The sequence below is a fragment of the Draconibacterium orientale genome (genome assembly GCF_900111425.1).
GTDB lineage: Bacteria > Bacteroidota > Bacteroidia > Bacteroidales > Prolixibacteraceae > Draconibacterium > Draconibacterium orientale.
The window spans coordinates 51,363-75,169 of the sequence record NZ_FOHT01000001.1 but is presented as its reverse complement, the minus strand read 5'-3'; the positions used below and the strand labels follow the sequence as shown (position 1 = coordinate 75,169).

Sequence of the window (23,807 nt, the reverse complement as noted above, 5' to 3'; positions counted from 1 at the left end):
CCGCCGAGTTATTCATCTGTTTTTTAACACCTCATTTAATACGACTTGCGCTGCTTTGGCTTCATCTTTTCCTACGGTTGCCTGAATAATTGAAACGAATTCCTGTAACTGATCAGGCGTATAACCCACATTCAAACAAATTGATAAATGACTGCGCAACATCGGTTCTGCACTGCCAATTGCACTAATAACCGATACCGTTACCAATTCCCGTTCTGCGTATGTTAAAACATCACGATCAAAAATATCGGCAAACAGGTGCTCCTTCAGGAAGATCTCTATTATTGGGGCAAAAGCCGCATAACCACTTTGAGGTCCGTCTAAAGGCCTTCCGATCAATGTTTCCAGGTTTGCTTTCCCACGGTCGTATTTACTGCGTTCGTCGTTTAACAGTGAGGCTTCAACACCTGTTTCATCAGTAATCCCTTTAGCTTTACGTTCATCCATTACTTCCATAAAGGTTTGTAATCCGCGAATACTGCGTGGAAAACCGCAATAGGCGTATAGATGAACCATAATTTCTTTAATCTCATTAACCGTGAGCCCCGCCTCTAATCCAGCATTCAATGCAGGTTTCAATTGTTCTAACTCGCCCTGAGCTGTAAATGCAGCAATTGGAATTATGCTTTGTTGTTTTTCGGTTAAAGTCGTACTCTGATCACTTTTATACTCTGCTAATACGCTCACTTGAAGGCCTACTAAAGCCATAAATATGAGTATTACGAGTTTACTTATTTTCCTCATTTTCGTCATGTCTTAATTTTTAAATACCACCTCGTGTCTGGATTCTAGCCCTGTTTTTAAATGCTTTTTCAATAACATCCAGTCGGGCTTTCGTAGGATCAGTCTCGCCAACAACTTTGCCATCACGCTGAAATTCGAGGATCTGGTTCGTTTCGGGTTTATTTAACGGCCAATTCGGCAATCCCTCACCATTCGGATCACCTGTTTTTGCAAAGTTAACCCAGTAAGCATTCATTGTCCGGGCTACATCCTGGTCTTCTGCTGTCGGAGTTGGTGGTGGCCCGAAACCTCCTCCTTCCCCAAGAATATCGAATGCAAAAGAAATATCGGTTCCATGTCCGGGACCATAGGGCGCTCTTTCTTTCATGTAAGAAGGCACATAATCAAACAGGAAAATGTAGGCTGGTTCACCAATGGCTGTAAAGGCTCTTGCGGAAAACCGGGCCGGTTCAGCCCAAACCCAGTCGGTATTAAATCGTGCCTGCACCTCTGCGAATTCTTTGGTTCCATCCGGATCGTAAGCTGCTTTTGCCTCATTCTCCAAATCACCGAACAGAGCGAAAAGTTCTTCTTTTGTTGTGCTTGAATTAACGAAACCTCCGCCAATTTCGGCACTGTTGTTTCCGATCATCAGCGGAACTTTTGCCTGTCTGCCTGCATTGTATGCACTTTCGGCAGTTTCTACTACAAACTTCCCGTCCAGAATCGGGCCTGGATAAATACGCGGACCTCCCTGTCCATCAGTCTCTCCACCCCCAACAATTTTGACAACAGGAAGGGCACGAAGTTTAGCCAGTGCTTCTGCATCAGTTCCTTCAATACCATGCATTTTAGCAAAATTTATCCCAATCGTTTCGGCTGAAACCGGGTAAAGTGCATCAGCATTTTCCTTATTCATTGGTCTGCCGGTAAGAACTCCGTCGCGTCCACCGCTTGAATGACCGATTGCCTTATGGAAAAGACCGCTAGCTGTTGGGATCGTAAGAAGTGAGTGTACAGAAACACCGCCTGCAGAGAAGCCAAAAATGGTTACATTATTTGGATCGCCTCCAAAAGCAGAAATATTTTCCTGTACCCATTTCAATGCAGCAATCTGGTCCATAAAAGCATAACTGCCTTTAGCTTCTTCAGGACGCTCTGCACTCAATGCAGGGAAAGCAAAATGACCAAGGCGTCCAAGACGATAATTCATTGAAACCAGGATCACGCCTTGTTTGGCAAATCCTGCTCCGTTTGTATTACCGCTGCCTCCTGTAAAACCACCACCATGAATCCAAACCATAACAGGCAATTTTGCTCCCTCTTTGGCAGTGGCAGGAGTCCATACATTGAGGTAAAGGCAATCTTCTGATGAACCTTGCTGGATGGTTCCCGCAGCAGCACCCCAGCCTACTGCGGCACAAGTAGGACCAAATTCTGAAGCATCGCGAACTCCTTCCCAGGCTTCTACCGGTTGTGGCGGACGCCAGCGAAATTCGCCAACGGGAGGTGCTGCAAAAGGAATTCCCTTGAAACTGGAGACATCGCCTTCAGTAACACCTCTAACAACACCTGATTTTGTTTTTATTTCTGGCCCGGAAGTCTGTTTTGTATTTCCAGATGCCGATTGCACATCTATTGATATTGCCAATAGAAAAGAAAGAAATCCGACTAGTAAGTTTTTCATTTTGTTCGATTTGCTTTAGTTTTTTGATTGATTTTGTTAATGATCTCCGGGAGTCATTAATCGAGTGAATGAAAGTGCCCCAAGCATCCATTTACCGTCTTGTTTTATATAAACTTCGGTAACTTCAAATGGATTGGTAACTTCATTTCTGCCAACCACAGCAAGCAGATCAATTCGGTTTAAAAGAATGGCAGTATTATCGATAATATTAACCGATACTTCGTGTATGTCAGCCTTTTTGTACCAAATTCCACCACTTTTAATGATGGCAAGTTCCTGTTCTGTTCCCCAGTGCCCACCCATGTGAACAAACTCGGCTTTTTGGTGAAAGAGTTTACTTAACTCATCGACATTTTTATCTGACATCCATTGCCATTTGTCTTTTGAAAGCTGAATGATTTCACGTTTCGCATCTGTATCTTGAGCGAATGAGTACTGTCCCCATGAAAGTAGTACAATTAGTCCGATAAGTTTGAATCTCATAATATCTGTTTTTATTAGTTACGCTTTTTATAAATTTTCCCCAAAAAATTCTTTCAATTTATTCATTGCCTGCTCGACATATTCAGGAACATAATAGGTTTGAATATGCGTGGCTCCCGGTATCAGGAATAATTCCTTTTCTGTAGTTCCGGTAGCTTTTTTAAAAGCATCCTCAGTCATATAGTAGGTGTCTGCTTTGCTTCCGGCCATCATTAACAAAGGCTGATTGATTAAGTCCATATTTGAAGTTGCATCAAATGCCATCAAATCGAGCAAACTGCTCATTGTGTATCGAAAAGTAGAGTTTGGATGAGCATGGGTTCTGTTGTAATAATAATGTCCTTCACGATAAAGATCAAAGGGCATTTTATCAGCAACTTTATCGCTTGCTACCGTGTTGGCGGCATAGAGCACTTCTCCTCCTGCAGCTTCCTGTGCACGGGCATCAGAGGCTTGTTTTAACCGCTCCTGAATCGTTTCTAACTGAGAATCCCTGAATCCGTTTTTTCTTACAATACCTGAATTAAACATACTTAGTGTTGCCACTGCCTTAAATCGCTTATCGGTTTGTGCTGCAGCCAGTGTATAACCACCGCCGCCACAAACTCCCAATACACCAAGTTGTTCAGCATTTACACCAGCATATTGAGTAAGATAATCTGCCATTCCGCGAATGTCATTAATACGGTTGGCGGGTTTATCCACGTTACGGGGTTCACCACCACTGGCTCCCTGGTACGATGCATCAGCAGCAATGGTAATGTAACCCGATTCTGCCAAACGCTGTGCATACAATCCGGCAACCTGCTCCTTTACTCCTCCGTTAGGGTGTGCAACAACTATAGCAGGGTAACTTTTTGAAGGATCATAATTCGCAGGTGTATAAACATTGGCCGCGATTTCAATACCGCTTAGGTCATAGCTAATCGGATGAATATTTACTTCGCCTGATTTATTCTCAGTTATGGCATCTTTATATACAAGACCGAACGGATTTTCAATCTTGTTTTGACCAACTGCAATAAGGCTTGTTGTCATTACCATGATTATTAAAACTTGATTCTTTATTATTTTTTTCATTTTTAACTCCTTCTTATTACTTTTAAATTATCAGCTAAATCTTTCCTAAATGTATTAATGATAGAAATCTATTCATCAATATGTTGTTGCCAAAACTTAACGGCAAGATCAACCCAGCCGTCAGCATCCGTTCCGGTCCCCAACCCAAATCCGTGACCGGCGTTTTCGTATCTTTGATATTCAACTTCAACACCTGCGTTTCTAAGATTTTGAACCCGTCTTTCTACTGTATTTACATTGGCAATCCAGTCGTTAGCGGCCACCGTTATAAAGGCCGGAGAAAAATCACTGGAATAGCTTGATTGTCCGGTGTAGGCAATAACTGCTGTGACCGGTTTTGCAATACTGTCGCCACCAAAAGCTTCTACTCCTCTTAAAGCTATGTTTCCAGCCATTCTTGCTCCGGCCGATCCTCCCCAAACTGAATAATATTTTGTATCTACACCCAACGATTCAGCGTTGCGAAAAGTATATGATATGGCTGCAGCCAGATCTTCAGTTGCCATTTGTCCACTCCCGATACGGTATCGAATAACGAAGGCATTCAGCCCTGATTCGCTAATTCTATTTGCTATTGGGAAGCCTTCATGCAGCGACCCGACATAGGAAAAACCGCCACCAGGGCAAATAATCGCAAACGGAGCTCCCGGATTTCCTCGTAAAAAGAATAAGCCGGTATTTTCCTTACCCGTATCATGTTGCTTTTGATCTTCTGTGTAGAATTCGTAAAAGATTGTCTTGCCTTCATTCACATCGTCAATCATGCGATTCAGGGCATCAACCACATCTCCAGAATTCACGTCCCCGTGATAGGGCATCAGTGAGCCCACATTTGAAAGTGGAGTGTTGTAAACACCGGAATTGTTATCCCGGGGTAACAGTAATTCTCCAAATCCTTTAAATGCCTTATGATTTACAATATCACTAACATTATTACTGGTTGTCAAATGCTTGTCCATTTCATCGGATTCTTTAGAAAATTTTGTTTCATAGCTATCATTTTCTGCCTGGATTGGATCGCTGTTCGTACAACTTAAAAAGATGACCATTAAAAGGGATATTATTGATCTGTGGGCGAATCCTACATCCTTCCTTATTATCCTATATGTATCCCAATGTGTTGTCATTCTTTTTATTTGCGGAAATATTGCCTGCTGTTTTCTTCGTATAACCGTTTATTAATAATTCCTTTTTGATTTTGAATTATTCAATTAACATGCTTATTTACTTACTGTACCAATCACTAACGATTAACCAACTTTTGAGTCTGTTCCGAATAACGCGCACCTTGTACATCAATTTTTGAAAGCGCAATGTTGATTTGGTTCAGATCATCATTCGTTAAAGTAATTTCTGCTGATCCAAGGTTTTCATCCAATCGATGTATTTTTGTTGTACCTGGGATTGGAACAATCCATGGCTTTTGAGCGAGCAACCACGCTAATGCAATTTGAGCAGAAGTGGCATCTTTTTCTTTGGCGATTCCACCTAGCAGATCAACCAAAGCTTGATTTGCTTTTCTATTCTCTTCCGAAAAACGGGGAACAGTATTGCGAAAATCTGTTTTATCAAAACTGGTATTCGCATTAATTTTGCCTGTTAAAAAACCTTTTCCGAGTGGACTAAACGGAACAAAACCAATTCCTAACTCTTCAAGCGTTGGTAATATTTCCTGCTCGGGTTCGCGCCACCAAAGTGAATACTCACTCTGCAAGGCTGTTACGGGTTGAACAGCATGTGCCCTGCGAATGGTTTGGACTCCTGCTTCCGAAAGACCAAAATGTTTTACCTTTCCTTCTTTAATCAAATCCTTGACTGTTCCAGCCACATCTTCAATCGGAACATTCGGGTCTACACGGTGCTGGTAGAATAAATCAATAACATCGGTCTTCAACAATTTCAATGATGTTTCAGCAACCGCACGAATGGTTTCGGGTCGGCTATCTGTTCCTAGTGACGGTTTACCTTCTTTGAACCCAAATTTAGTGGCAATCACCACTTCGCTACGAAAGGGCTTTAAGGCTTCTCCAAGTAATTCTTCATTTGCATGTGGCCCATAAGCCTCGGCGGTATCAAAAAATGTTACGCCTTTATCGTAGGCTGCACGAATAAGATTTATTGCCTCCTTTTTTTGGGTAGAAGGCCCGTAACCAAAACTCAACCCCATACATCCAAGGCCAAGGCTGGAAACTTCTAAACCACTATTTCCTAGCGTTCTCTTTTGCATAATTCTTTCTAATATTCACAAATTATATATCAAGTTTTCTTTCTCCCATCCATTTTACCATAGCCGGATCACGATGATCAAAAAAGCAACTGGTTTTCATGTCCAGCGTTGCGATCCGTTCAAAGTCTTCAGCACTTAATTCAAAATCAAAAATGTTGAAGTTCTCTTCCATTCTTTCTTTACGTACTGATTTTGGAATTGCAACTACACCTCTTTGAATCAACCAACGAAGCACAACCTGGGCTACAGATTTATTATACTTTGCCCCAATTTCAGCTAATAATTCATTGCCGAAAAGATTATTCTTTCCTTCAGCAAAAGGTCCCCACGATTCCATTTGAACACCGTTTTCGGTGAGGAACTTCTCTGTATCAACTTGCTGATTAAAAGGATGTGTTTCAATCTGATTCACCATCGGAGTAATTTCATTGAATGTAATCATATCCATAACTCTGTCTGGTTGAAAATTGCTGATACCAATGGCTCTTACTCTTCCTTCTTTATACAATTCTTCCATAGCTCTCCACGATCCGTGCACATCTCCATAAGGTTGATGAATGAGATATAAATCGAGGTAATCGAGCTGAAGTTTTTTCAATGAACTTTCGAAAGATATTTTTGTGTTTTCGTAGCCGGTATGCTGAACCCATAATTTTGATGTAACAAACATAGCTTCCCTTGAAACTCCACTTTCTTTTATCGCATTTCCTACAGCAATTTCATTCATGTAAGACGAAGCTGTATCGATTAAGCGATAACCTGTTTCAATTGCATTAAGAACACTTTTTTCACATTCTTCCTGATTGGCAATCTGAAATACGCCAAAACCAAGGATTGGCATTTCTACACCATTATTTAATTTTACTGTTTTCATCTTCTTTTTAAACTGTATTATTTATCAAGTCCCTTTTCGATCAACCAATCTTCCATCAGGTCAGCTATTTCTACATTATTTAAATCTGAAAAGGGAAAGTGAGTGTTGCCTTTAATTCCTATTTCCGGCAAATGAATAACTGTTACATCACCTCCGTGCTTATTTACAACATCTCTCCATATTCTTGCCATTTCAAGCCTTGCACGCCACCCATCGGTTCCCGGATTGGGATCAGGTGTTTCAGGAATAAAATCACCATAATAAATAATGATCGGAATTTTGGTGAGTTTCATAAAATCTTCCATTGAAACAGTTGATGGTACCAGCGGTCCTGCAGAGTTATCAATTGGATCAGGCACTTCTCCTTCAGGAAATACAAAACCACTGCCGGGTTCATAAGAGACAACTGCTTTTATATTCTGATTTTTAATAGCCGTTAACCATCCCATTCCTCCTGAATGTGAATGTGACACAAGAATACCATCCCCTATTTTATCGAACAATGCTGAAACAGCATCAACATTTACTCCAATATCGATTGGGCCAACATTGGGTACCATTTGCCGGAAATACTGATTGAGTGTTTCTTCATCCTGAGCGAATTGAACTCCAGGGAAAAAGTTGGGCCATTCACCTACTCGGAAAGTATTAAACCAAAATTGCTCATCCGGAGTTGGTATGATTGTACCTTCAGCCATACTTCGGGCTGCGTTTCCCCTGCGTGGCTGATCCAACAAATACACGCTATACTTTTTCCGCAGAAACAGGTTCTGAAATCCGTCTCTACCATCCGGTGTTGTTTCAAAAGTTTTTGAGAACTGCCCAATGCCATGCCACATTACCAAAGGGTATTGATGTGCATCAGCAGGAACCTGATAAAAGACATAAGCGTGATCGCCATGAAAAGTCTGTCCTTCAGGGCCGCGTGTTATTGTATTGAATGTTCCCGGATTTTCTTTTACGGTACCTCCAACAGCAAAACTTCCCTGATCTTTAATAAGTATTAGATTTTCATCCGTTTGATTTTCATTATTTGTTGCCACGCAAGATGCCAGGCTCACAATCAAAAACACTAAAAGTATTTGCAACAGATTTACGTGTTTTCCAATAGATTGTGAGGTGTTAATAAAACGTACAGGTTTACGATGTTGAATTTCCATTTTCTATGCGTTATAATTTTTATAAATCAAAGGTAAGGTACTGTTATTAAACGGTTTTTATACAAATTACGGAATTGAGTGCCATAATTACGGATGTTGGAATTTTGATGAGTTTTATATATTCAACCAGTATGTCAATTTCAAATTAATTGACCGGAATCGAGGTCTGAAATTATCTGTATTGTAATTGTCGTTATATACAAGGTGCAAATCCGACAAAGGAGCAAAACGCCACTGAAGACGTGAATTAATACCTAGATTGCTTCTTTGGTTGCTGTATTGAACCAGCGTCGACCAGAATAAAGATTTACTAAAAGTTATATCCGCTTTTGGTGAAAGCAGCCAAATATCAGCATCTGCATGTGAATCGGGCAAGCGAATGCCATCGTAGTTAAAGGCCACGCTAAATGTTGCCCATGGTTGCACACGATAGGCTACTTCGCCACCAACAGAATAAATACTACCCTTGTAAAACTCGCCAAGAGTAGTTTCAAAATTGTAGGTAAACAAATTAGCCAGATTCGATTGATAAGTACCCTGGAATTGATTAAAAGTATAGCTCCGGTTCCCCGGAAGAGGTACTGCTCCCGGCGTTCGGGTTGGATCGAAATCGTTAAACAGATAAATGTAATTATTTACAAGGCTTAATTCCATTTCTGCCGAGTTTTTAAATAAGGCAGTCCAGCTAAAGGTATTTTCGTAGTCAGTTTGTTTTAAATCCAGACTTGGCCGTAACCACCGTAACGAAAGCAAACGAAAAGCATTTGAATTGATAATCCCGTTTGAGGGGTAGAAAGTGCGGGTTACAGAATTCCCAATCTTAAAAATATCTCTTCTCGGTATAAATCCAAGGTCAGATGTAAAATCCTCATTCACATATACAAAATCACTGGACAACCGCCATTTACGTGTGTTAAAAACGAGATAAGCCTGCGATGCCAGATTGCCCTTTGAATCATTAGGTTGAAATGATTTATGAAGAAAGAATTTCCCAGTCCATTTATCGTTGGCGGAGGCAAGGTTATAATCCAATCCAACAACACGGTTATATTCTTTACTACTATCCAGAAAGTCGTAATCTTTAAAGGCTTGACGGTTAATTGCGAAGAATCCGATATTTGAACGTGCAAACATTTTCTTTTGAACTGCCAGCATCATATTGTTATTTGATGCAATCCCGTTGTCAATATCTTCATCGGTCTGCACATTCAGAAATCCTAAACGCCAGTCTTCATTCAGCTTTCCGCTTAAACGTACACCACCTACAATCCTGTTTTCAATGGTGTTGCCGGCATTGTTACGAGCCAAACCAATTCTTCGCGAAAAAAACGGATTGGCATCACGACTGCTACCGAAGCTTCCGAACAGGTCGCTGTTATCGATAAAAAACTGCCTTTTTTCGGGTAAGAAAACTTCAAAACGGGTAAGGTTGGTAAAAATGGCATCCACTTCAGTGTTCGAAAAATCCGGATTGATTGTAATATCCAGGTTCATACTGTTTCCGATAGGAATTTTTGCATCGCCTCCAAACTTCAGTTTACTATCGGTGGTTCCCAGCTCAAAGTCTTTTGATGCCAGTGCATTTATGTATGGAATAACCGAAAAGGGAGTACGCGATTTTCCAAGAGGCTTTTCAAATTCCATGGTATTCATAAAAGCCAGACTTGAAAGCAATTGATTTTGCGGAACGTGTGCCCATGCACTTTGTTCGTTGGCTCCAATATCCCAGCGATAACACTGCATCCGCCATTCGGTGTCACCCTCCCTGAACTTTATTGAGGAAAATGGTATGGCTGCTTCAAGAATAAAATAGCCATCATTTATTTTGCTTTCCAGTTGCCATTTCTGGTCCCAGTTGGCATTAAATCCGGCTGCAGCTCCACCCTGAGAAATAAAGGCTTCACGTTGAACTCCATAAGGAGTCATACCGAAAAGAAAGGCGGTATTTCCATCCTTAAATGTATCAAACATCAGGCTTACATTATCACTGGTTGTTCCTCTGAAATCGCGACGCAAGGAAGAAACTACATATTTCTCTGAAGATGCTTCGCCCCGTACTCCTATGTATAGAAAATGATCATTGTACACTAACATAAATTCAGTAGGATACTTTGCTCGTGCTGTATCGGTTGGGAAAAATTGCCAGAAATCTCCTTCTTTATCAGCTTGTTGCCATGCTGCTTCATCTAAAATTCCATCCAATTTTATCGGTTCGGTGATGTAATTTACGCGTATCGCTCTTCCGTAATCCTGAGCAAATAGAGAAAATGTAAGAAAAAGTAGTGCCAGTAAAGAAATACTGGTTTTTATGATTTGTTTTATGATCACAATCGTCCTTCGATTCATAGTAAAGATTATAAGTAATATTGATATTGGTTTTATTCTTACTTTATAGTCACTGTTTCAGCGACAGGTAATCTTCATCGCTAACCGGGCCGGACCATTCCGTCGCACCTTTCAAGCGGCTGGTAATAGCCAACTGAACAAACTCAGTGTCGACACTTGCACCATGCCAATGCAGGATATTAGGTCTGATATTAACCACTTCACCTTTATTTACCACCCTGATCGGACTACCTTTTTCCTGATAATAACCTACGCCATCAAGGCAAATCAGAATCTGGCCATCAGGATGCGTGTGCCAGTTTGACCTTGCTCCGGGTTCAAAAACTACGTTGCCTACTGCTATGTGGTTTAAACTATCGGCAGCCAACAATCCTTCCAGCCAGGCTGTTCCTACAAAATTATTGTTCGTTATTTTCTCTCCTTTTGGAAAAATTGGTTCGGTCTGAGTTTCGGAAATTTTACCCTGACTGGAATTATCTGTATTTTGGCAGGAGCTAAATGCAAAAACACAAACTACGATGCAAACTGTCAAAATCTTTTTCATTTTATTGCTCTTTTAATTGATTATAATAATCTGTAAACTAATCACTTTACAAATATCGCTGATGTAATGTTCAATGTTTGTATACATATTACGGCAGTTATAACCAAGATTACGGATTTGCCTTGTTCGGGTTTAATTATGAATAAATTAAGAGTAAATTTGTGTAGCGAAATTTGAATTTATTGCGATGGAAGAGATCCTAAAATTTGACACGATCAAAGAATATAATTTGTTTAATAACAATGAAACCATGCATCCTTTGGTAGGCATTGTAGATTTATCAAAAGCAGATCCACGGAAAGCCAGGCGGCTCAGCTATGGCTTTTATACCATCTTTTTTAAAGAGATAAACTGTGGTGATCTTCGTTATGGATGTAATTATTACGATTATGACGAGGGCACACTTATATTCCTGGCTCCAAACCAGGTTATCGGAGAAAATAAGGATTATCAATATCAGCCACAAGGAAAGGCATTAGTATTCCATCCTGATTTTATTTTAGGTACTTCGTTGGGCAAGAAAATCCACGATTACGCATTTTTTTCATACGATGTGAACGAAGCCTTACATCTTTCAATTAAGGAAAGGGAGATCATTTTAGATTGCTTCAACAAAATTGATTATGAGTTACATCAAAATATGGATAAACACACAGCAAACCTGGTGATTTCAAATATTGAACTATTCCTGAATTACTGCATCCGATTTTACGACAGGCAGTTTATTACCCGTATAAATGTAAATCAGAGTATATTAACCCGTTTCGATACCTTGCTTAACGATTATCTTCACTCATATAAAACCAAAGAATCTGGTTTGCCTACGGTTGCCTATTTTGCCAACTTGCTCCATCTATCAGCGAACTATTTAGGCGATACCTTAAAAAAGGAAACCGGTAAATCAGCCCAGGAACACATACAATTAAAATTAATCAGTGTAGCAAAAGAACGCATCTTCGATACAGGAAAAAGTATTTCAGAAATTGCTTATGAACTGGGATATAAATCGCCTCAGCATTTTAACAGGATGTTTAAAAAAGCTACGGGACAAACGCCGAATGCTTACCGCAATTTGAATTAAAGAACGGAGGTTCATGTTTTAACATGAGAGCACTGTTTTTGAATACTTAAAATTACGTTACAACTTTTTAAATAAAAGCCCTTAAATCTGAAGTTCATAATTAATAAGGTTTCTTATTTCATAATAGCCTTGCTTAAAATGGTTAATTTACATTTGTTTTTTTGAATGTCCGTAATTAGTCACAACCAGACCGTCACCCTGGACTTATTTCAGGGTCTTTTTTGCAAATAGCTGATTATTAGTGGCGAAAGATGCTGAAACAAGTTCAGCATGACGTGCTAAATATTAATTATGACATAGAACGGATATTCAATTTTGTTTTTAATTAATTCTGCTGGTACTGTCAAATTCATTGTCACCTCTTTTGTTTACTAATTTGGTATCTAATGAAGAAAAGGTTGACTTTTGCATCAGGCTCCGGAATTTTATTTCAAAATATTCATCAACGAAACAAGATCATTTAAAACTAAAATGATGCTATTCCGGTTTTTCTTAAGTATTTTTGTTGTTTTGAGAACGGAGATGATACCGATGTGGCGTAGAAAAATAGATGATTATTTTGTGCCATGTTTGTACCATTGGTTCTTAAGCTACTGATAATCATATATGGTTATTTTTGAGGAAGTTGAAAAGCAAATCAGGTTCTCTCTCAATGAATTGATGATTATTATAATGCTAATGACACTGTTAGTTCAACTTAATTTTCTTTTAAGCTTATCCATATCCTCACTAATTTTTGCATTAATGACCTTTGAATAAATCTGAGTTGTTCGGATACTCTTATGGCCTAACATTGAACTTATTGATTCAATTGGTACACCATTAGCCAGTGTTACTGTTGTTGCGAATGTATGTCTTGCAATATGGAAAGTCAGATTTTTGTCCACAGATGCTAAATCGGCAATTTCTTTTAAATAAGCATTCATTCTTTGATTTGTGAAAATAGGGAAGATGTGATCTTCTGTTTTCTTGTTCGGGTACCTGCTGTATTTTTTTATTAGCTCATGAGCTTTGGGCAGGAGTGGTATATTTGATTGACTCTTTGTTTTGGTGCGTTCAGTGATAATCCATAAGTCACCGTCAATACCCAATCGAATATTGTTTTTAGTAAGATTTGCAACATCTACATAGGCTAGTCCCGAGTAACATGAAAAAACAAAAATATCCCGTACAATATCCAGACGCGGAAATGCAAGGTTTAAATCTTCGATATTTTTTAATTCATCCTTTAGTAAATACTCTCGTTTTACTTCTACTATCTTAGCTTGAAATTTTGCAAAAGGATCTTTTGACAGCCATTCATTTTTAATGGCCAGGTTAATTACTTTTCTAAAGTTCTTAATGTATTTAATTGTTGTGTTATGGTTGCACTTTCTGGTTACTTTGAAATAATGTTCTAGGTCAGTGATAAAAGAATATTTTAAACGGTTTAGAGGAATATCGTTAAGTTGATACTTAAACACCAGGAAGGCTTTTATGTGATCCAAAGTAGTTGTATATCGTTTAATCGTTGCTGATGCATAATTTGTCCCTTCCAATTCTTTTAATTGGTGATTGTGATATTCAAAAACTTCAATCAGCATTCTTCTGTCTTCTGAAATACCGAGAAATTTATTTTTAAGGCTCTGTGCTGTGATTTCTTCACCCATTTTTACCATTTCCGTGTGGTAATCATTCATTAAAGCTTTTAGCGTTTCCAAATATTGATTGAGTTGTTTAACCTCGCTTTTATAACCCTTAGCTTTGCAAGCTTTATTTTCCCAATTGTCTGTATGTATATTTCTTTTAATAGAAACTTCTGCTCGCTGTCCATTAACTGTAATCCTCATGTATACAGGGGATTTGCCTTCATTGTTCTTTCTTGATTTTCGGAGGACGAATGCTAGATTGTAGGTGTTGAAATTTTCCATCGTCAATGACATTGAAATTTGTTCACTAAAATTAATAAAATAATATTTAAAATGCAAAATTTCAACCGTTGTAAACGGTTGTTATATAGTATTTTGAGGTCTAATTGGTGAACAAATTATGATTCAAATTTTGTTCACCTAATTGTTCACCTAAAATATGGTTTTATATGGTTCTGTTTGGTATGTTGCAAAAACAAAAAGCACTGGATTACAGTGCTTTAATGTTTTTTGATTGAAAATTGTATGTAAAATAGTGGAGCTGGCGGGAGTCGAACCCGCGTCCAAACGAGGAAGCTACAAGCTTTCTACATGCTTATCTCTGACTTAATTTTCGAATAGCAGCCGGATCAAAGCCACCAACTACTACCTTATCTCTTTTAATTTCGCAAAAACGCCAGAGCCTCGTTTATGCTAGCTTCGATTTACTTGCACCGCCGAGCCGGACCGCTTCAAAGCATTAGCATCCGGGCGATGTCTTGTTCCAAAACCTTGTTTCGGAATTAAGTGTAATCTAAACTGTTAGATTACGCAGCAAGAGCGTAATTATTTTCGCCAATTATGGTTTTGATCATTATTTTTTACGGGTCAACAACCAAAACCCGACATGCTTACCTGTCTCTTCTACCCGCTGTCAAAACCAGTCAGCCCCATAGAAGTGGTGCAAAAGTATAAAAATATAGCTAATTGTAAAACGTATAAGCGGGTGTTAATGTTGCTGTGCAAAAATCTTTTGTCCGGTTTTTTACTGATTTGCTGATTTCCGATGCCATTGAGCCGGGCAACTAGCCGTTTGTTTTATCGCCAGCCTAAATAAATGTTCGCCAGGCAGGAAATTCTTTTTAGTATTTCCTGCATTTCTGATTGTCTTTCACCCAACCTGAATTCTTGTCAACTCTTGTGCAGGGAATTTTATAATTCAACGTAAAAACCTTTACTTCCATAATCTTTAACTTGCTTGTTTTCTTTATATTTAGCATTGATTTCTTCTGTTGGAGGTTGTTTACTGCCGATGATAAATAAAATCTAAATTCTTCGAAACTAAACTAAATCAGTATGCTAAAATTTAATAAGGTTAAAGTCAGTTTTATACTCACACTATTTGTGGTGTTATCTGGTTTAACTATGAGTGCCCAGCACCAGCGACCAAACATTTTATGGATAACAAGTGAGGACAACAGCCCGTTTTTAGGTTGTTACGGCGATGCCTTTGCCACAACACCAACTTTGGATAAACTGGCATCGGAAGGATTTCGATACACCAATGCTTATGCCAACTGTCCGGTTTGTGCACCCGCGCGAAATACCATAATTACCGGTGTTTATGCCGCATCAAACGGGAACGAACAAATGCGGAGTACTTATCCGAAATCGAAACTGGTTATTCCTTATTCCGAACTGCTGAGAAAAGCCGGTTATTACTGCACCAACAATGTAAAAACTGATTATAATTTTGCAGGCGATTACAAGGCCATGTGGGACGAGTGTAGCCCAACTGCACATTGGAAAAACAGCCCTGAGGGCAAACCATTTTTTGCCATATTCAATTTGCTGACAACGCACGAAAGTCAAATCTTTCCTTATATTTCTGATGCCGAATTGAGGCACAAACCCGAAGATGTGGTTTTGCCTCCGTATCATCCTGATACGAAAGAGATGCGACATGACTGGGCGCAGTATTACGACAAAATTGAGGATATGGATGCGCAGGTTGGTAGTTTGTTAAAAGAGCTGGAAGAAAGCGGACTGGCCGAAAATACCATTGTTTTTTACTACGCCGATCATGGAGGAGTGCTGGCACGCAGTAAACGTTATCTTTTTGAAACCGGAACCTGGGTACCGTTTATCGTTCGTATTCCTGAGCAATACAAGAAATATTTCCCGGCTGAAAAACCAGGCGATACCGTTGACCGTAACGTAAGTTTCGTTGATCTTGCACCAACCTTACTTAGCCTTATTGGAGAAGAAAAACCGGATTACATGCAGGGAAATGCTTTTCTCGGAAATGCGGTTGAGCCCGAACCCCGCTATGTTCATCTGACCCGCGGCCGGATGGACGAACGTATTGATATGAGCCGGGCTGTGCTAGATAAAAAGTACCGGTACATTCGTAATTACATGCCTTTCAGAATTTATATGCAGCACCTGGCTTATTTGTTTAATGCCCGTTCGGCCCAATCGTGGGAAAATTATTATCAGGCAGGTAGGTGTAACGAATTACAAAGTATAGCTTTTCAACCCAAGCCAGTTGAAGAGCTATACGATACGGAGAATGACCCGAATGAACTTTACAATCTGGCCGATGATCCTGAATATAAAGATGTGCTGGAACGGATGCGAAAAGAAAATATTCGCTGGATGAAACACATCAGAGATGTGGCACTGATTCCTGAAACAGAGTACGCGAAAAGGGCAGGAGACGGATCGATGTACGATTACATGCGATCGGAAGCTTGTCCGTTTGATGATTTATTAGCTGCTGCTGAACTGGCTACAGAGCCGGGCAAGGGAGCAATTTATGACTACATTGAATTGCTGAAAAACAAAGATTCGGCAATACGTTTTTGGGGTGTTACCGGCTTGTTGATTCATATTGATAATGCGGAACAGGCATTACCGGCTTTGAAAGCAGCGGCGGATGAAGACGCTACAGCAACAGCCGTTTTAATTGGAGAAGCATTGTGCCGATTGGGAGAAAAGGAACTGGCAGAAACAATTTTCCTTCGTATTCTTAAAGATGAGCATCGAACGATGATGGAACGCACCTGGGTGTTAAACAGTGTTGATGCTATTGATTTTAGAACTTTGGAACTTGAAAAATGGATAAACGATTTTTACAACGGCAAAAAGAGCGAATTAAAAGGATTTGATGTTTACAGTAATTACGATTTTTCGATGTGTAAAACAATTCTTGAAAAGTGGGATGTAATTTGATGAATCGGTGAAAATATTTAAAAATCGAAATCTGGTTACTGATTCACCCTGGTTTGCCAAGAGGATAGTCAACTTCGGGAATTTTCTTTAGTACAAAAATGCCCGGCAAATTTTACCGGACTTAAGATTTGCCGGCAATTTGGGAACAGAATACTCAATTAAACGATACGTATTTTAAATTATCACGAAGAATAATTTCTAAAAAAAAAACAGAGGATTCGAACTGATTTTAGATTTTCGTAAAAATTAGTAACTATGCATGTTTATGAGAGAAGAAATGATTGGACGAATTTCCGGAGTAAGCGGACTATAGAATAGCGACATACCGCTCTGGTTAAAACAATAAAAGTACTTGCTTGTTTAAAGTCGGGAAATCATAGTTTTATGCATAAAATTAGGAAATGAAATATTTTTTATTGATTCTGTTGTTTAGTGGTTTATTGTTTTTCTCATTTTTAGGAGGAACAAGTGTTTTTCAGCGGGCAGAAGCACGAAATGCAGAATGCGCGCGCGAAATGATGCAAAACAAGGAATGGATTGTACCAACTTTTAACGGAGAACTGCGTACCGATAAACCGGCAATGGAATATTACGGAATGATAGCGGGGTATTGGTTATTAGGTACAAACGAGGCAGGTGCCCGCTTATTTTCGGCTTTATGCGGGTTATTGGTGGTACTGGCAACTTTCTGGATTGCACAACGCCACTTTGGCGAAAAAGCTGCCTGGTGGTCGGCGTTAACCATGTTGGCTTCCATGCACTTAATAATCCAGTTCCGGCTGGCTACCCCCGATCCGTATCTGATTCTATGTCATACTCTTTCTATTTATTTCTTTTATGAAGGATGGCATTCGCGTAAATGGAAGTGGTTTGCCTTGATGTATATTTTCATGGGATTAGGAATTTTTGCCAAAGGACCGGTTGGTTTGTTATTGCCGGGATTGACAATTTTGCTTTTTATGCTGTTTACAAAAACGCTTACCTGGAAACGTTTTCTGGAACTAAAACCATGGTGGGGAATTATACTGGTTGCGGCCGTGGCCGTGCCGTGGTATTACGCAGTGCACATAAAAACAGGCGGCGAATGGACACGAATTTTCTTTTTCGAGCACAATTTAAACCGATTTGATTCAGGCATAAGTGGGCATCACGGACCGTTTTTTATGCCTTTTATTTTTGTGTTGGCAGGATTACTTCCTTTTTCGGTATTTTCAATTCGTGCTTTCAAAGAAACGTGGAAGCAACGTAAAAACAATCCACTAATGGTTTTAGCTGCTTTATCAACACTAGTTGTTGTTGGGTTTTATGCCCTGTCGCAAACCAAGTTGATAAATTATACTTCGCCGGCCTATCCTTTTTTGAGTTTGATGATTGGGAGTACCATCGCCGGACTTATTAAAAATCCTGAATCGCTTCGCAAAACAAAAATCGAAACATATATTATGGCGTTTTTGGCAATAGCGATACCTGTTGCCATATTCTTTTTTCTGAAATATTCCCCGTTACAAAATATCAGTTGGATAGCCTGGTTTATGGTTACGTTGCCCATCGGAGGAATTCTTGCTTTGGTGCTAAGAAAAAAATCTTCAGCGTATGGCTTGCTTTCTATTGCCGCGGCTTTTATGCTTTCTACATTTATAATTTTCTGGAAACCTTTTCAGATTATTGATAATCAATCACCGGTTCAGAAATATGGAGAAACAGTAAGCGCTCATAAACATGTGGTTGCCTACAAAGATTTTCACCATGCCTTTGCTTTTTATGCCAATACAAGAATTCCTGTTTTTCAAAATGAACAGAATTTGTTAGACTACCTGGCCAAACACGACGATGTAGTGGTATTGAGTAGAAACCATGATTTGAGCTATATGGATGAAATACCCGATTTAGAGCAAATTGGTGTAGGCAGAGACTTATTTAGCCGAAAGTCGTCAGGGATTTATATAAAACACTAGTGTTAAGTTAAGTCTCAACTTTCGGGGTCGTCATTCCGAACTTGCTTCGGAATGACTATTGATGAAGAGATGCTGAAATAAATTCAGCATGACGTACAGAAGCATCGTTGGTTTTATCCCAGATTTTTGCGACAACATTAGGTCATTATTCCTTCATCTTTTTAAACCACATGTATTCGCCTTTTTGGTAATACTTGTCCTTTAGTTCCGGATTTTGCTCTAATTCGTCAGATGTATATGGTTTATGAGGAACAAGCACATCGTCGCCTGGCTGCCAGTTCATTGGTGTAAGCACATTTTCTTTTCGAGTAAGTTGCAATGCCTGAACTGTTCGCAGTATTTCATCCATATTTCGTCCCACATTCATTGGGTAAAAAGAAATGGCCTGAATAATATTGTCAGGATCAATAATAAATACACCTCTAACATCTCTTTTGTCGTTCGCTGAATGATGCAACATTCCGTACTTTTTCGATACTTCTCCCGAAAGGTCAGCTACAATAGGGTATTCGATTTTTGTGGTTTTACCTTCATCCTTTAGTACTCTTTCCATAAATTCTTTCCACAATAAATGTCGGTCGATTTCATCAATTGAAACAACGGCAACTTTAACGCCCAGGGCATTTAGCTTTTCCTGGTTGCGGGCCAAACCACACAACTCTGAAGTACAAACAGCTGTAAAATCAAGCGGATGGCTAAATAATATTTTCCAGTTGGTGCCAAAGTCCCCCGGAAAATTCAATAGGCCATTTGTTGATTTTTCGGAGAAAGAGGGAGCCTTATCTCCAATTAACGGAACGCTCGTTCGTTTTGACCAGCTTGTTAGCGAAATAAGTACAATCAGAAAAGTTAATGCAAGTTGTTTCATAATTTCCGAAATTATTTGTTTAAAAAAGTTTACACATTGATTGCGTTACGAATAATAACATATTTGTGAAATGAAGGTTTGTTAACGGGGTGTTATTTTCAATTATTGTTGACTATCAGTGTGTTGTTTTGTAACTTGTTTAGTAAAACAGAAATTAACGGCTATAAAAAAGCATTTAATCACCGGGTTACTTTTTCTGTTGCTGGCTGTTGCCGGCAATGCACAAGGAACTTACTCTATAAGAAATTTGCAACAGGTTTCGAGTGAGGAACTTAACCTGTATTATCAAAAAGCACTGAATTTGGAACAAAAAGGCCAAACGTTGGCTATAACTGGAGTTGCTGCAGGATTAATTGGCATTTTAGGTGCGGCTACACAAAACAACAATTGTTCGTCGGGTGGATCAAGTGTAATGTGCGTAACAGCGGCTACCTTAATATCCGGGGGAGTAGCAGTCACCATAATCGGGTTTACCATGTATATGACAGGGATATCGCGAGTTGATAAAATTCGTAAAGTACAGTTCTCTAATTCGTATAAATTAGAGTTAATTCCGGGTAGATTCTATTGCTCGCATCCCCCAAACTACCCAACTGGAATAACACTCCGGATTACCTTTTAAAAAGCTTTAAATAGTGCGACGTTAACACTTAATATAAGCGAATCGACTGTGCGTACGCATTTGAAAAATATTCGGCAAAAGCTGGGCAGTATTAATTATTTACAAATAATGATTTATGCCTGTCAACACAATTTAATAAGCGATAATCATAAACCAATTTGCCCGAATTGCAGGTTTTCGGTTAACACTTTTTAATGATTTAAATAATTCAGTTGCTGTGCAGCTGAATTATTACAAAATAAAAAGGGTTTCCGTTTGGAAACCCTTTTACCGTTTTTAGTATTGTGTATGCAAAAATATGCTTATTCCGCAACAACTTCAAATTCAATCTCAACCACAACTTCTTTGTGCAGTTTGATTTTAGCTGTATGAGTACCAACTTCTTTGATGCTGTCTTCAGGAATAGTGATCTGTTTGCGGTCGATCTCAAATCCTTTTTTGTTGATCGCTTCAGCCAACTGGATGGTGTTAACCGATCCGAAGATTTTGCCTGAAGTACTTGTTTTTGCACCAATAGAAATTTTCTTGGCAACAATTTGCTCAGCAATTTTAGTAGCTTCTTCTTTCAATTTAGCTTCTTTGTGAGCACGTTGTTTTATGTTCTCAGCCAAAACTTTTTTGGCCGACTCGGTAGCAACAACTGCTTTTTTTGTTGGAATCAGGAAGTTACGTGCGTAACCTTGTTTAACTTCAACAATATCGTCTTTGCTTCCTAAACGCTCTACGTCTTGTAATAATATAATTTCCATTTCAAGTCCTCCTCTTATTTCATCATGTCGGTTACAAATGGTAACAATGCAACCTGGCGGGCGCGTTTTACGGCCTGGCCAACTTTGCGCTGATACTTTAACGAAGTTCCGGTGATACGACGAGGTAAAATTTTACCTTGCTCGTTAAGGAATTTCTTCAAAAACTCAGGGTCTTTGTAATCAACATATTTGATTCCGTTTTTCTTGAAACGGCAATATTTTTTCTTTTTGATCTCTACTGACGGTGGAGTCAGGTATCTGATTTCACTTCCTTGTGCCATGGTTTAATCCTCCTTTTTTTCTGATTTTGCTTTCTGAAGTTTTCTTCTCTTCTCGCTGTATGCAACTGCATATTTGTCGAGTTTTACAGTCATGAAGCGGATAACGCGTTCGTCGCGACGGAAATCTGTCTCCATTTTTGTAATGAATGCAGGATCGGCTTTAAACTCAAATAAGTGATAAAAGCCAGTAGATTTCTTTTGAATTGGGTAAGCCAGTTTTTTCATGCCCCAATCTTCTTCATGGATCATCTCACCTCCATTGGCTGTGATGAGATCCCTGAATTTTGTTACCGCTTCCTTTACCTGTGGCTCAGATAAAACGGGAGTACAAATGAAAACGGTTTCGTACTGATTCAACATAATCATCTAATTTTTAAATTATTAAATATAAATATCCAAAATTTTGGACGCGCAAAAATAGAAATAAATTGTTAAGATTCAAACACTTTGGAGGTTTTTTGTTCATCGGAATCGTATGATCTGGTTTGTCGTTGCAAATATACTGTCATTTCGACGAAGAATGAGGAGAAATCTGTAATATTTAGAAACAGATTTCTCAGTCGTTTCTCTCCTTCGAAATGACAGCTTTAGTTGAGCATTCAGATTGATTTTAACATTGATATATATCGAAAAAGAGATTGACCAAAAAGCAATAATTACCTTCAATCAATCTCTTAATATTTTATCTATCCAGATTTATCTTCAATCTGATTCAATCTGAACTTCAATCTACATCAATCTCTGTTAAAGCGGAATGTTTCCATGCTTTTTAGGTGGATTCGATTTCCGTTTGTTCTGCGTCATTTCAAGCGCATCGATCACCTTTTTACGTGTATCGCGCGGATGAATAATTTCGTCGATATAACCCAGCGAGGCTGCTTTGTACGGATTGGCAAATTTATCGCGGTAATCCTGCACTTTGGCGGCTTTTTCTTCATCAGTCATTTTTTCGCGATGAATGATATTAATTGCACCTTCAGGCCCCATTACTGCAATTTCTGCAGTTGGGTAGGCCAGGTTTACATCGGCACCAATGTGCTTGCTCGACATCACATCGTAAGCACCACCATAAGCTTTACGGGTGATTACTGTAATTTTCGGCACTGTGGCTTCCGAGAATGCATAAAGCAGTTTTGCGCCGTGTTTAATAATACCGCCAAACTCCTGTCCGGTTCCAGGCAAGAAACCCGGAACATCAACGAAAGTTACCAATGGCAGGTTAAACGCATCGCAGAAACGAACAAAACGCGCCGCTTTTACCGATGAATTAATATCCAGCACTCCGGCTAAATGACTGGGCTGGTTGGCAACAACACCTACCGGCCGGCCTCCAAAACGGGCAAATCCTACAATTATATTTTGTGCATAATTAGGCTGCACTTCCAGAAAATGTTTATTGTCGATCACATTCTGGATGATTTCGTGCATATCGTAAGGCTTGTTCGGATCGACCGGAACAATTTCTTCCAGTTCTTCGCTAATTCTGTCGGAAGGATCCATGGTCGTTTTTACCGGCGGATCTTCCAGGTTATTCGATGGCAGAAAGCTCAGCAGTTCACGAACCATCATAATGGTTTGTTCCTCGTCGTTACCGGTAAAATGAGCCACACCACTTTTCGAGCTGTGCGTATCGGCACCGCCCAATTCTTCTTTGGTTACATCTTCGTGGGTAACCGTTTTAATAACATCTGGTCCGGTTACGAACATGTGGCTTTTTTCTTTCACCATAAAAATGAAATCGGTGAGGGCAGGAGAGTACACTGCGCCACCGGCACACGGCCCCAATATGGCCGATATTTGTGGAATTACGCCCGATGAAATTACGTTGTTGTAAAAAATATCGGCATAACCGGCAAGGCTTTCAACGCCTTCCTGAATACGGGCGCCGCCCGAGTCGTTCAGTCCAACAAGTGGTGCTCCCATTTTTAGCGCCAGTTCCTGGATTTTTACAATTTTATCGGCGTTGGCTCTACTCAGCGACCCGCCAAAAACAGTAAAATCCTGGGCAAAAACATATACCAATTTGCCATTTACTTTTCCGTAACCCGAAATTAAACCGTCGCCTAGTATTTTTTTTGCTTCCATACCGAAATCGTAATTCCGGTGTGTCATCAGTTTATCAATTTCGGTAAAAGTTCCCGGATCGAGGAGTTGCAGAATGCGCTCGCGGGCCGTCATTTTTCCCGCAGCATGTTGCTTTTCAATTCTTTCTTTACCTCCTCCGAGTTCTGCTTGTTCATTAAATGCATCAAGCTGTTCGTATTTTGCTTTTAAATCCATTTTTTT

At 39.5% G+C, this 23,807-nt stretch carries 21 protein-coding genes and 1 other RNA gene; 5 read left to right on the top strand and 17 right to left on the bottom strand.

Translation table 11 applies throughout. The features are described from left to right. Window positions 1–12 precede the first annotated feature (12 nt). The 10 genes from BMW53_RS00310 to BMW53_RS00265 form a co-directional block, all read right to left on the bottom strand. On the bottom strand, window positions 13–708 hold the full coding sequence (locus tag BMW53_RS00310) for a carboxymuconolactone decarboxylase family protein (RefSeq protein ID WP_245749002.1): 696 nt from the start codon (window positions 706–708) through the stop codon (window positions 13–15). A gap of 55 nt (window positions 709–763) precedes the next feature. Then, on the bottom strand, window positions 764–2,410 hold the full coding sequence (locus BMW53_RS00305) for a carboxylesterase/lipase family protein (RefSeq protein ID WP_038561642.1): 1,647 nt from the start codon (window positions 2,408–2,410) through the stop codon (window positions 764–766). Window positions 2,411–2,446: 36 nt separating this feature from the next. Next, complete coding sequence (locus tag BMW53_RS00300) at window positions 2,447–2,893, bottom strand: nuclear transport factor 2 family protein (RefSeq protein ID WP_038561645.1); 447 nt, start codon at window positions 2,891–2,893, stop codon at window positions 2,447–2,449. 27 nt (window positions 2,894–2,920) lie between these two features. After that, on the bottom strand, window positions 2,921–3,931 hold the full coding sequence (locus BMW53_RS00295; RefSeq protein ID WP_217642856.1) for an alpha/beta hydrolase: 1,011 nt from the start codon (window positions 3,929–3,931) through the stop codon (window positions 2,921–2,923). Between the two features lie 110 nt (window positions 3,932–4,041). Beyond that, window positions 4,042–5,022, bottom strand: coding sequence for an alpha/beta hydrolase (locus BMW53_RS00290; RefSeq protein WP_139177978.1), 981 nt, complete (start codon window positions 5,020–5,022; stop codon window positions 4,042–4,044). 194 nt (window positions 5,023–5,216) lie between these two features. Then, the gene (locus BMW53_RS00285) at window positions 5,217–6,200 is read right to left on the bottom strand and encodes an aldo/keto reductase (RefSeq protein ID WP_038561651.1); all 984 of its coding nucleotides are present in this window, start codon (window positions 6,198–6,200) and stop codon (window positions 5,217–5,219) included. Between the two features lie 22 nt (window positions 6,201–6,222). After that, complete coding sequence (locus tag BMW53_RS00280) at window positions 6,223–7,074, bottom strand: aldo/keto reductase (protein WP_038561654.1); 852 nt, start codon at window positions 7,072–7,074, stop codon at window positions 6,223–6,225. A gap of 17 nt (window positions 7,075–7,091) precedes the next feature. Further along, a complete protein-coding gene (locus BMW53_RS21200) occupies window positions 7,092–8,234 on the bottom strand; it encodes an alpha/beta hydrolase (protein ID WP_245749001.1) in 1,143 nt (380 codons plus the stop codon). A gap of 114 nt (window positions 8,235–8,348) precedes the next feature. Further along, window positions 8,349–10,580, bottom strand: coding sequence for a DUF5916 domain-containing protein (locus BMW53_RS00270; protein ID WP_217642855.1), 2,232 nt, complete (start codon window positions 10,578–10,580; stop codon window positions 8,349–8,351). A 49-nt stretch (window positions 10,581–10,629) separates the two neighbouring features. Beyond that, entirely contained in the window at window positions 10,630–11,124 is a 495-nt protein-coding gene (locus BMW53_RS00265; protein WP_038561657.1) for a cupin domain-containing protein, read from the bottom strand. A gap of 187 nt (window positions 11,125–11,311) precedes the next feature. Here BMW53_RS00265 and BMW53_RS00260 point away from each other — a divergent pair, with 187 nt between their 5' ends. Beyond that, window positions 11,312–12,205 carry a helix-turn-helix domain-containing protein gene (locus BMW53_RS00260; RefSeq protein WP_074780033.1) on the top strand — a complete coding sequence of 298 codons (894 nt, stop codon included), beginning with the start codon at window positions 11,312–11,314 and terminating at the stop codon, window positions 12,203–12,205. A 692-nt stretch (window positions 12,206–12,897) separates the two neighbouring features. Here BMW53_RS00260 and BMW53_RS00255 read toward each other — a convergent pair. Together BMW53_RS00255 and ssrA are read right to left on the bottom strand one after the other, a co-directional pair. Then, window positions 12,898–14,115: a site-specific integrase gene (locus tag BMW53_RS00255; protein WP_038561660.1), complete on the bottom strand. Its 1,218-nt coding sequence runs from the start codon at window positions 14,113–14,115 to the stop codon at window positions 12,898–12,900. Between the two features lie 251 nt (window positions 14,116–14,366). Next, window positions 14,367–14,764: a transfer-messenger RNA gene (gene ssrA, locus BMW53_RS00250) on the bottom strand. A gap of 404 nt (window positions 14,765–15,168) precedes the next feature. On the opposite strand from ssrA, the gene BMW53_RS00245 reads away from it, so the two are divergent. Beyond that, window positions 15,169–17,046, top strand: a complete 1,878-nt coding sequence (locus BMW53_RS00245; RefSeq protein ID WP_081804895.1) for a sulfatase family protein — start codon at window positions 15,169–15,171, stop codon at window positions 17,044–17,046. A gap of 401 nt (window positions 17,047–17,447) precedes the next feature. Beyond that, entirely contained in the window at window positions 17,448–19,001 is a 1,554-nt protein-coding gene (locus tag BMW53_RS00240) for an ArnT family glycosyltransferase (RefSeq protein ID WP_038561663.1), read from the top strand. Between the two features lie 145 nt (window positions 19,002–19,146). Here the strand turns inward: BMW53_RS00240 and BMW53_RS00235 are convergent, their stop codons facing one another. Next, window positions 19,147–19,869 (bottom strand): peroxiredoxin, encoded by a 723-nt coding sequence (locus BMW53_RS00235; RefSeq protein WP_051567988.1) that lies wholly within the window; start codon window positions 19,867–19,869, stop codon window positions 19,147–19,149. A gap of 322 nt (window positions 19,870–20,191) precedes the next feature. Here BMW53_RS00235 and BMW53_RS20710 point away from each other — a divergent pair, with 322 nt between their 5' ends. Continuing rightward, window positions 20,192–20,491 carry a hypothetical protein gene (locus tag BMW53_RS20710; protein ID WP_139177977.1) on the top strand — a complete coding sequence of 100 codons (300 nt, stop codon included), beginning with the start codon at window positions 20,192–20,194 and terminating at the stop codon, window positions 20,489–20,491. Window positions 20,492–20,524: 33 nt separating this feature from the next. Further along, complete coding sequence (locus tag BMW53_RS21455) at window positions 20,525–20,686, top strand: helix-turn-helix transcriptional regulator (protein WP_081804896.1); 162 nt, start codon at window positions 20,525–20,527, stop codon at window positions 20,684–20,686. A 107-nt stretch (window positions 20,687–20,793) separates the two neighbouring features. Here BMW53_RS21455 and rplI read toward each other — a convergent pair whose 3' ends face one another. The 4 genes from rplI to BMW53_RS00205 form a co-directional block, all read right to left on the bottom strand. After that, window positions 20,794–21,240 carry a 50S ribosomal protein L9 gene (rplI, locus tag BMW53_RS00220; RefSeq protein WP_038561670.1) on the bottom strand — a complete coding sequence of 149 codons (447 nt, stop codon included), beginning with the start codon at window positions 21,238–21,240 and terminating at the stop codon, window positions 20,794–20,796. A 14-nt stretch (window positions 21,241–21,254) separates the two neighbouring features. Next, complete coding sequence (gene rpsR / locus BMW53_RS00215) at window positions 21,255–21,521, bottom strand: 30S ribosomal protein S18 (RefSeq protein ID WP_038561673.1); 267 nt, start codon at window positions 21,519–21,521, stop codon at window positions 21,255–21,257. A gap of 3 nt (window positions 21,522–21,524) precedes the next feature. Continuing rightward, window positions 21,525–21,881: a 30S ribosomal protein S6 gene (gene rpsF / locus BMW53_RS00210; RefSeq protein ID WP_139177976.1), complete on the bottom strand. Its 357-nt coding sequence runs from the start codon at window positions 21,879–21,881 to the stop codon at window positions 21,525–21,527. A 384-nt stretch (window positions 21,882–22,265) separates the two neighbouring features. Then, window positions 22,266–23,801: an acyl-CoA carboxylase subunit beta gene (locus BMW53_RS00205; RefSeq protein ID WP_038561676.1), complete on the bottom strand. Its 1,536-nt coding sequence runs from the start codon at window positions 23,799–23,801 to the stop codon at window positions 22,266–22,268. Window positions 23,802–23,807 lie beyond the last annotated feature (6 nt).

Excerpts from the sequence above, each read along its gene's own strand:
- BMW53_RS00205 (WP_038561676.1), bottom strand. The coding sequence starts at position 23,801 with ATGGATTTAAAAGCAAAATACGAACAGCTTGATGCATTTAATGAACAA.
- BMW53_RS00245 (WP_081804895.1), top strand. The coding sequence starts at position 15,169 with ATGCTAAAATTTAATAAGGTTAAAGTCAGTTTTATACTCACACTATTT.
- BMW53_RS21200 (WP_245749001.1), bottom strand. The coding sequence starts at position 8,234 with ATGGAAATTCAACATCGTAAACCTGTACGTTTTATTAACACCTCACAA.
- BMW53_RS00310 (WP_245749002.1), bottom strand. The coding sequence starts at position 708 with ATGGCTTTAGTAGGCCTTCAAGTGAGCGTATTAGCAGAGTATAAAAGT.
- rplI (WP_038561670.1), bottom strand. The coding sequence starts at position 21,240 with ATGGAAATTATATTATTACAAGACGTAGAGCGTTTAGGAAGCAAAGAC.
- BMW53_RS00270 (WP_217642855.1), bottom strand. The coding sequence starts at position 10,580 with ATGAATCGAAGGACGATTGTGATCATAAAACAAATCATAAAAACCAGT.
- BMW53_RS00285 (WP_038561651.1), bottom strand. The coding sequence starts at position 6,200 with ATGCAAAAGAGAACGCTAGGAAATAGTGGTTTAGAAGTTTCCAGCCTT.
- BMW53_RS00305 (WP_038561642.1), bottom strand. The coding sequence starts at position 2,410 with ATGAAAAACTTACTAGTCGGATTTCTTTCTTTTCTATTGGCAATATCA.
- BMW53_RS00295 (WP_217642856.1), bottom strand. The coding sequence starts at position 3,931 with ATGACAACAAGCCTTATTGCAGTTGGTCAAAACAAGATTGAAAATCCG.
- BMW53_RS00240 (WP_038561663.1), top strand. The coding sequence starts at position 17,448 with ATGAAATATTTTTTATTGATTCTGTTGTTTAGTGGTTTATTGTTTTTC.
- BMW53_RS00260 (WP_074780033.1), top strand. The coding sequence starts at position 11,312 with ATGGAAGAGATCCTAAAATTTGACACGATCAAAGAATATAATTTGTTT.
- BMW53_RS00255 (WP_038561660.1), bottom strand. The coding sequence starts at position 14,115 with ATGGAAAATTTCAACACCTACAATCTAGCATTCGTCCTCCGAAAATCA.
- BMW53_RS00300 (WP_038561645.1), bottom strand. The coding sequence starts at position 2,893 with ATGAGATTCAAACTTATCGGACTAATTGTACTACTTTCATGGGGACAG.
- BMW53_RS00235 (WP_051567988.1), bottom strand. The coding sequence starts at position 19,869 with ATGAAACAACTTGCATTAACTTTTCTGATTGTACTTATTTCGCTAACA.
- BMW53_RS00290 (WP_139177978.1), bottom strand. The coding sequence starts at position 5,022 with ATGGTCATCTTTTTAAGTTGTACGAACAGCGATCCAATCCAGGCAGAA.
- rpsR (WP_038561673.1), bottom strand. The coding sequence starts at position 21,521 with ATGGCACAAGGAAGTGAAATCAGATACCTGACTCCACCGTCAGTAGAG.
- rpsF (WP_139177976.1), bottom strand. The coding sequence starts at position 21,881 with ATGTTGAATCAGTACGAAACCGTTTTCATTTGTACTCCCGTTTTATCT.
- BMW53_RS00280 (WP_038561654.1), bottom strand. The coding sequence starts at position 7,074 with ATGAAAACAGTAAAATTAAATAATGGTGTAGAAATGCCAATCCTTGGT.
- BMW53_RS00265 (WP_038561657.1), bottom strand. The coding sequence starts at position 11,124 with ATGAAAAAGATTTTGACAGTTTGCATCGTAGTTTGTGTTTTTGCATTT.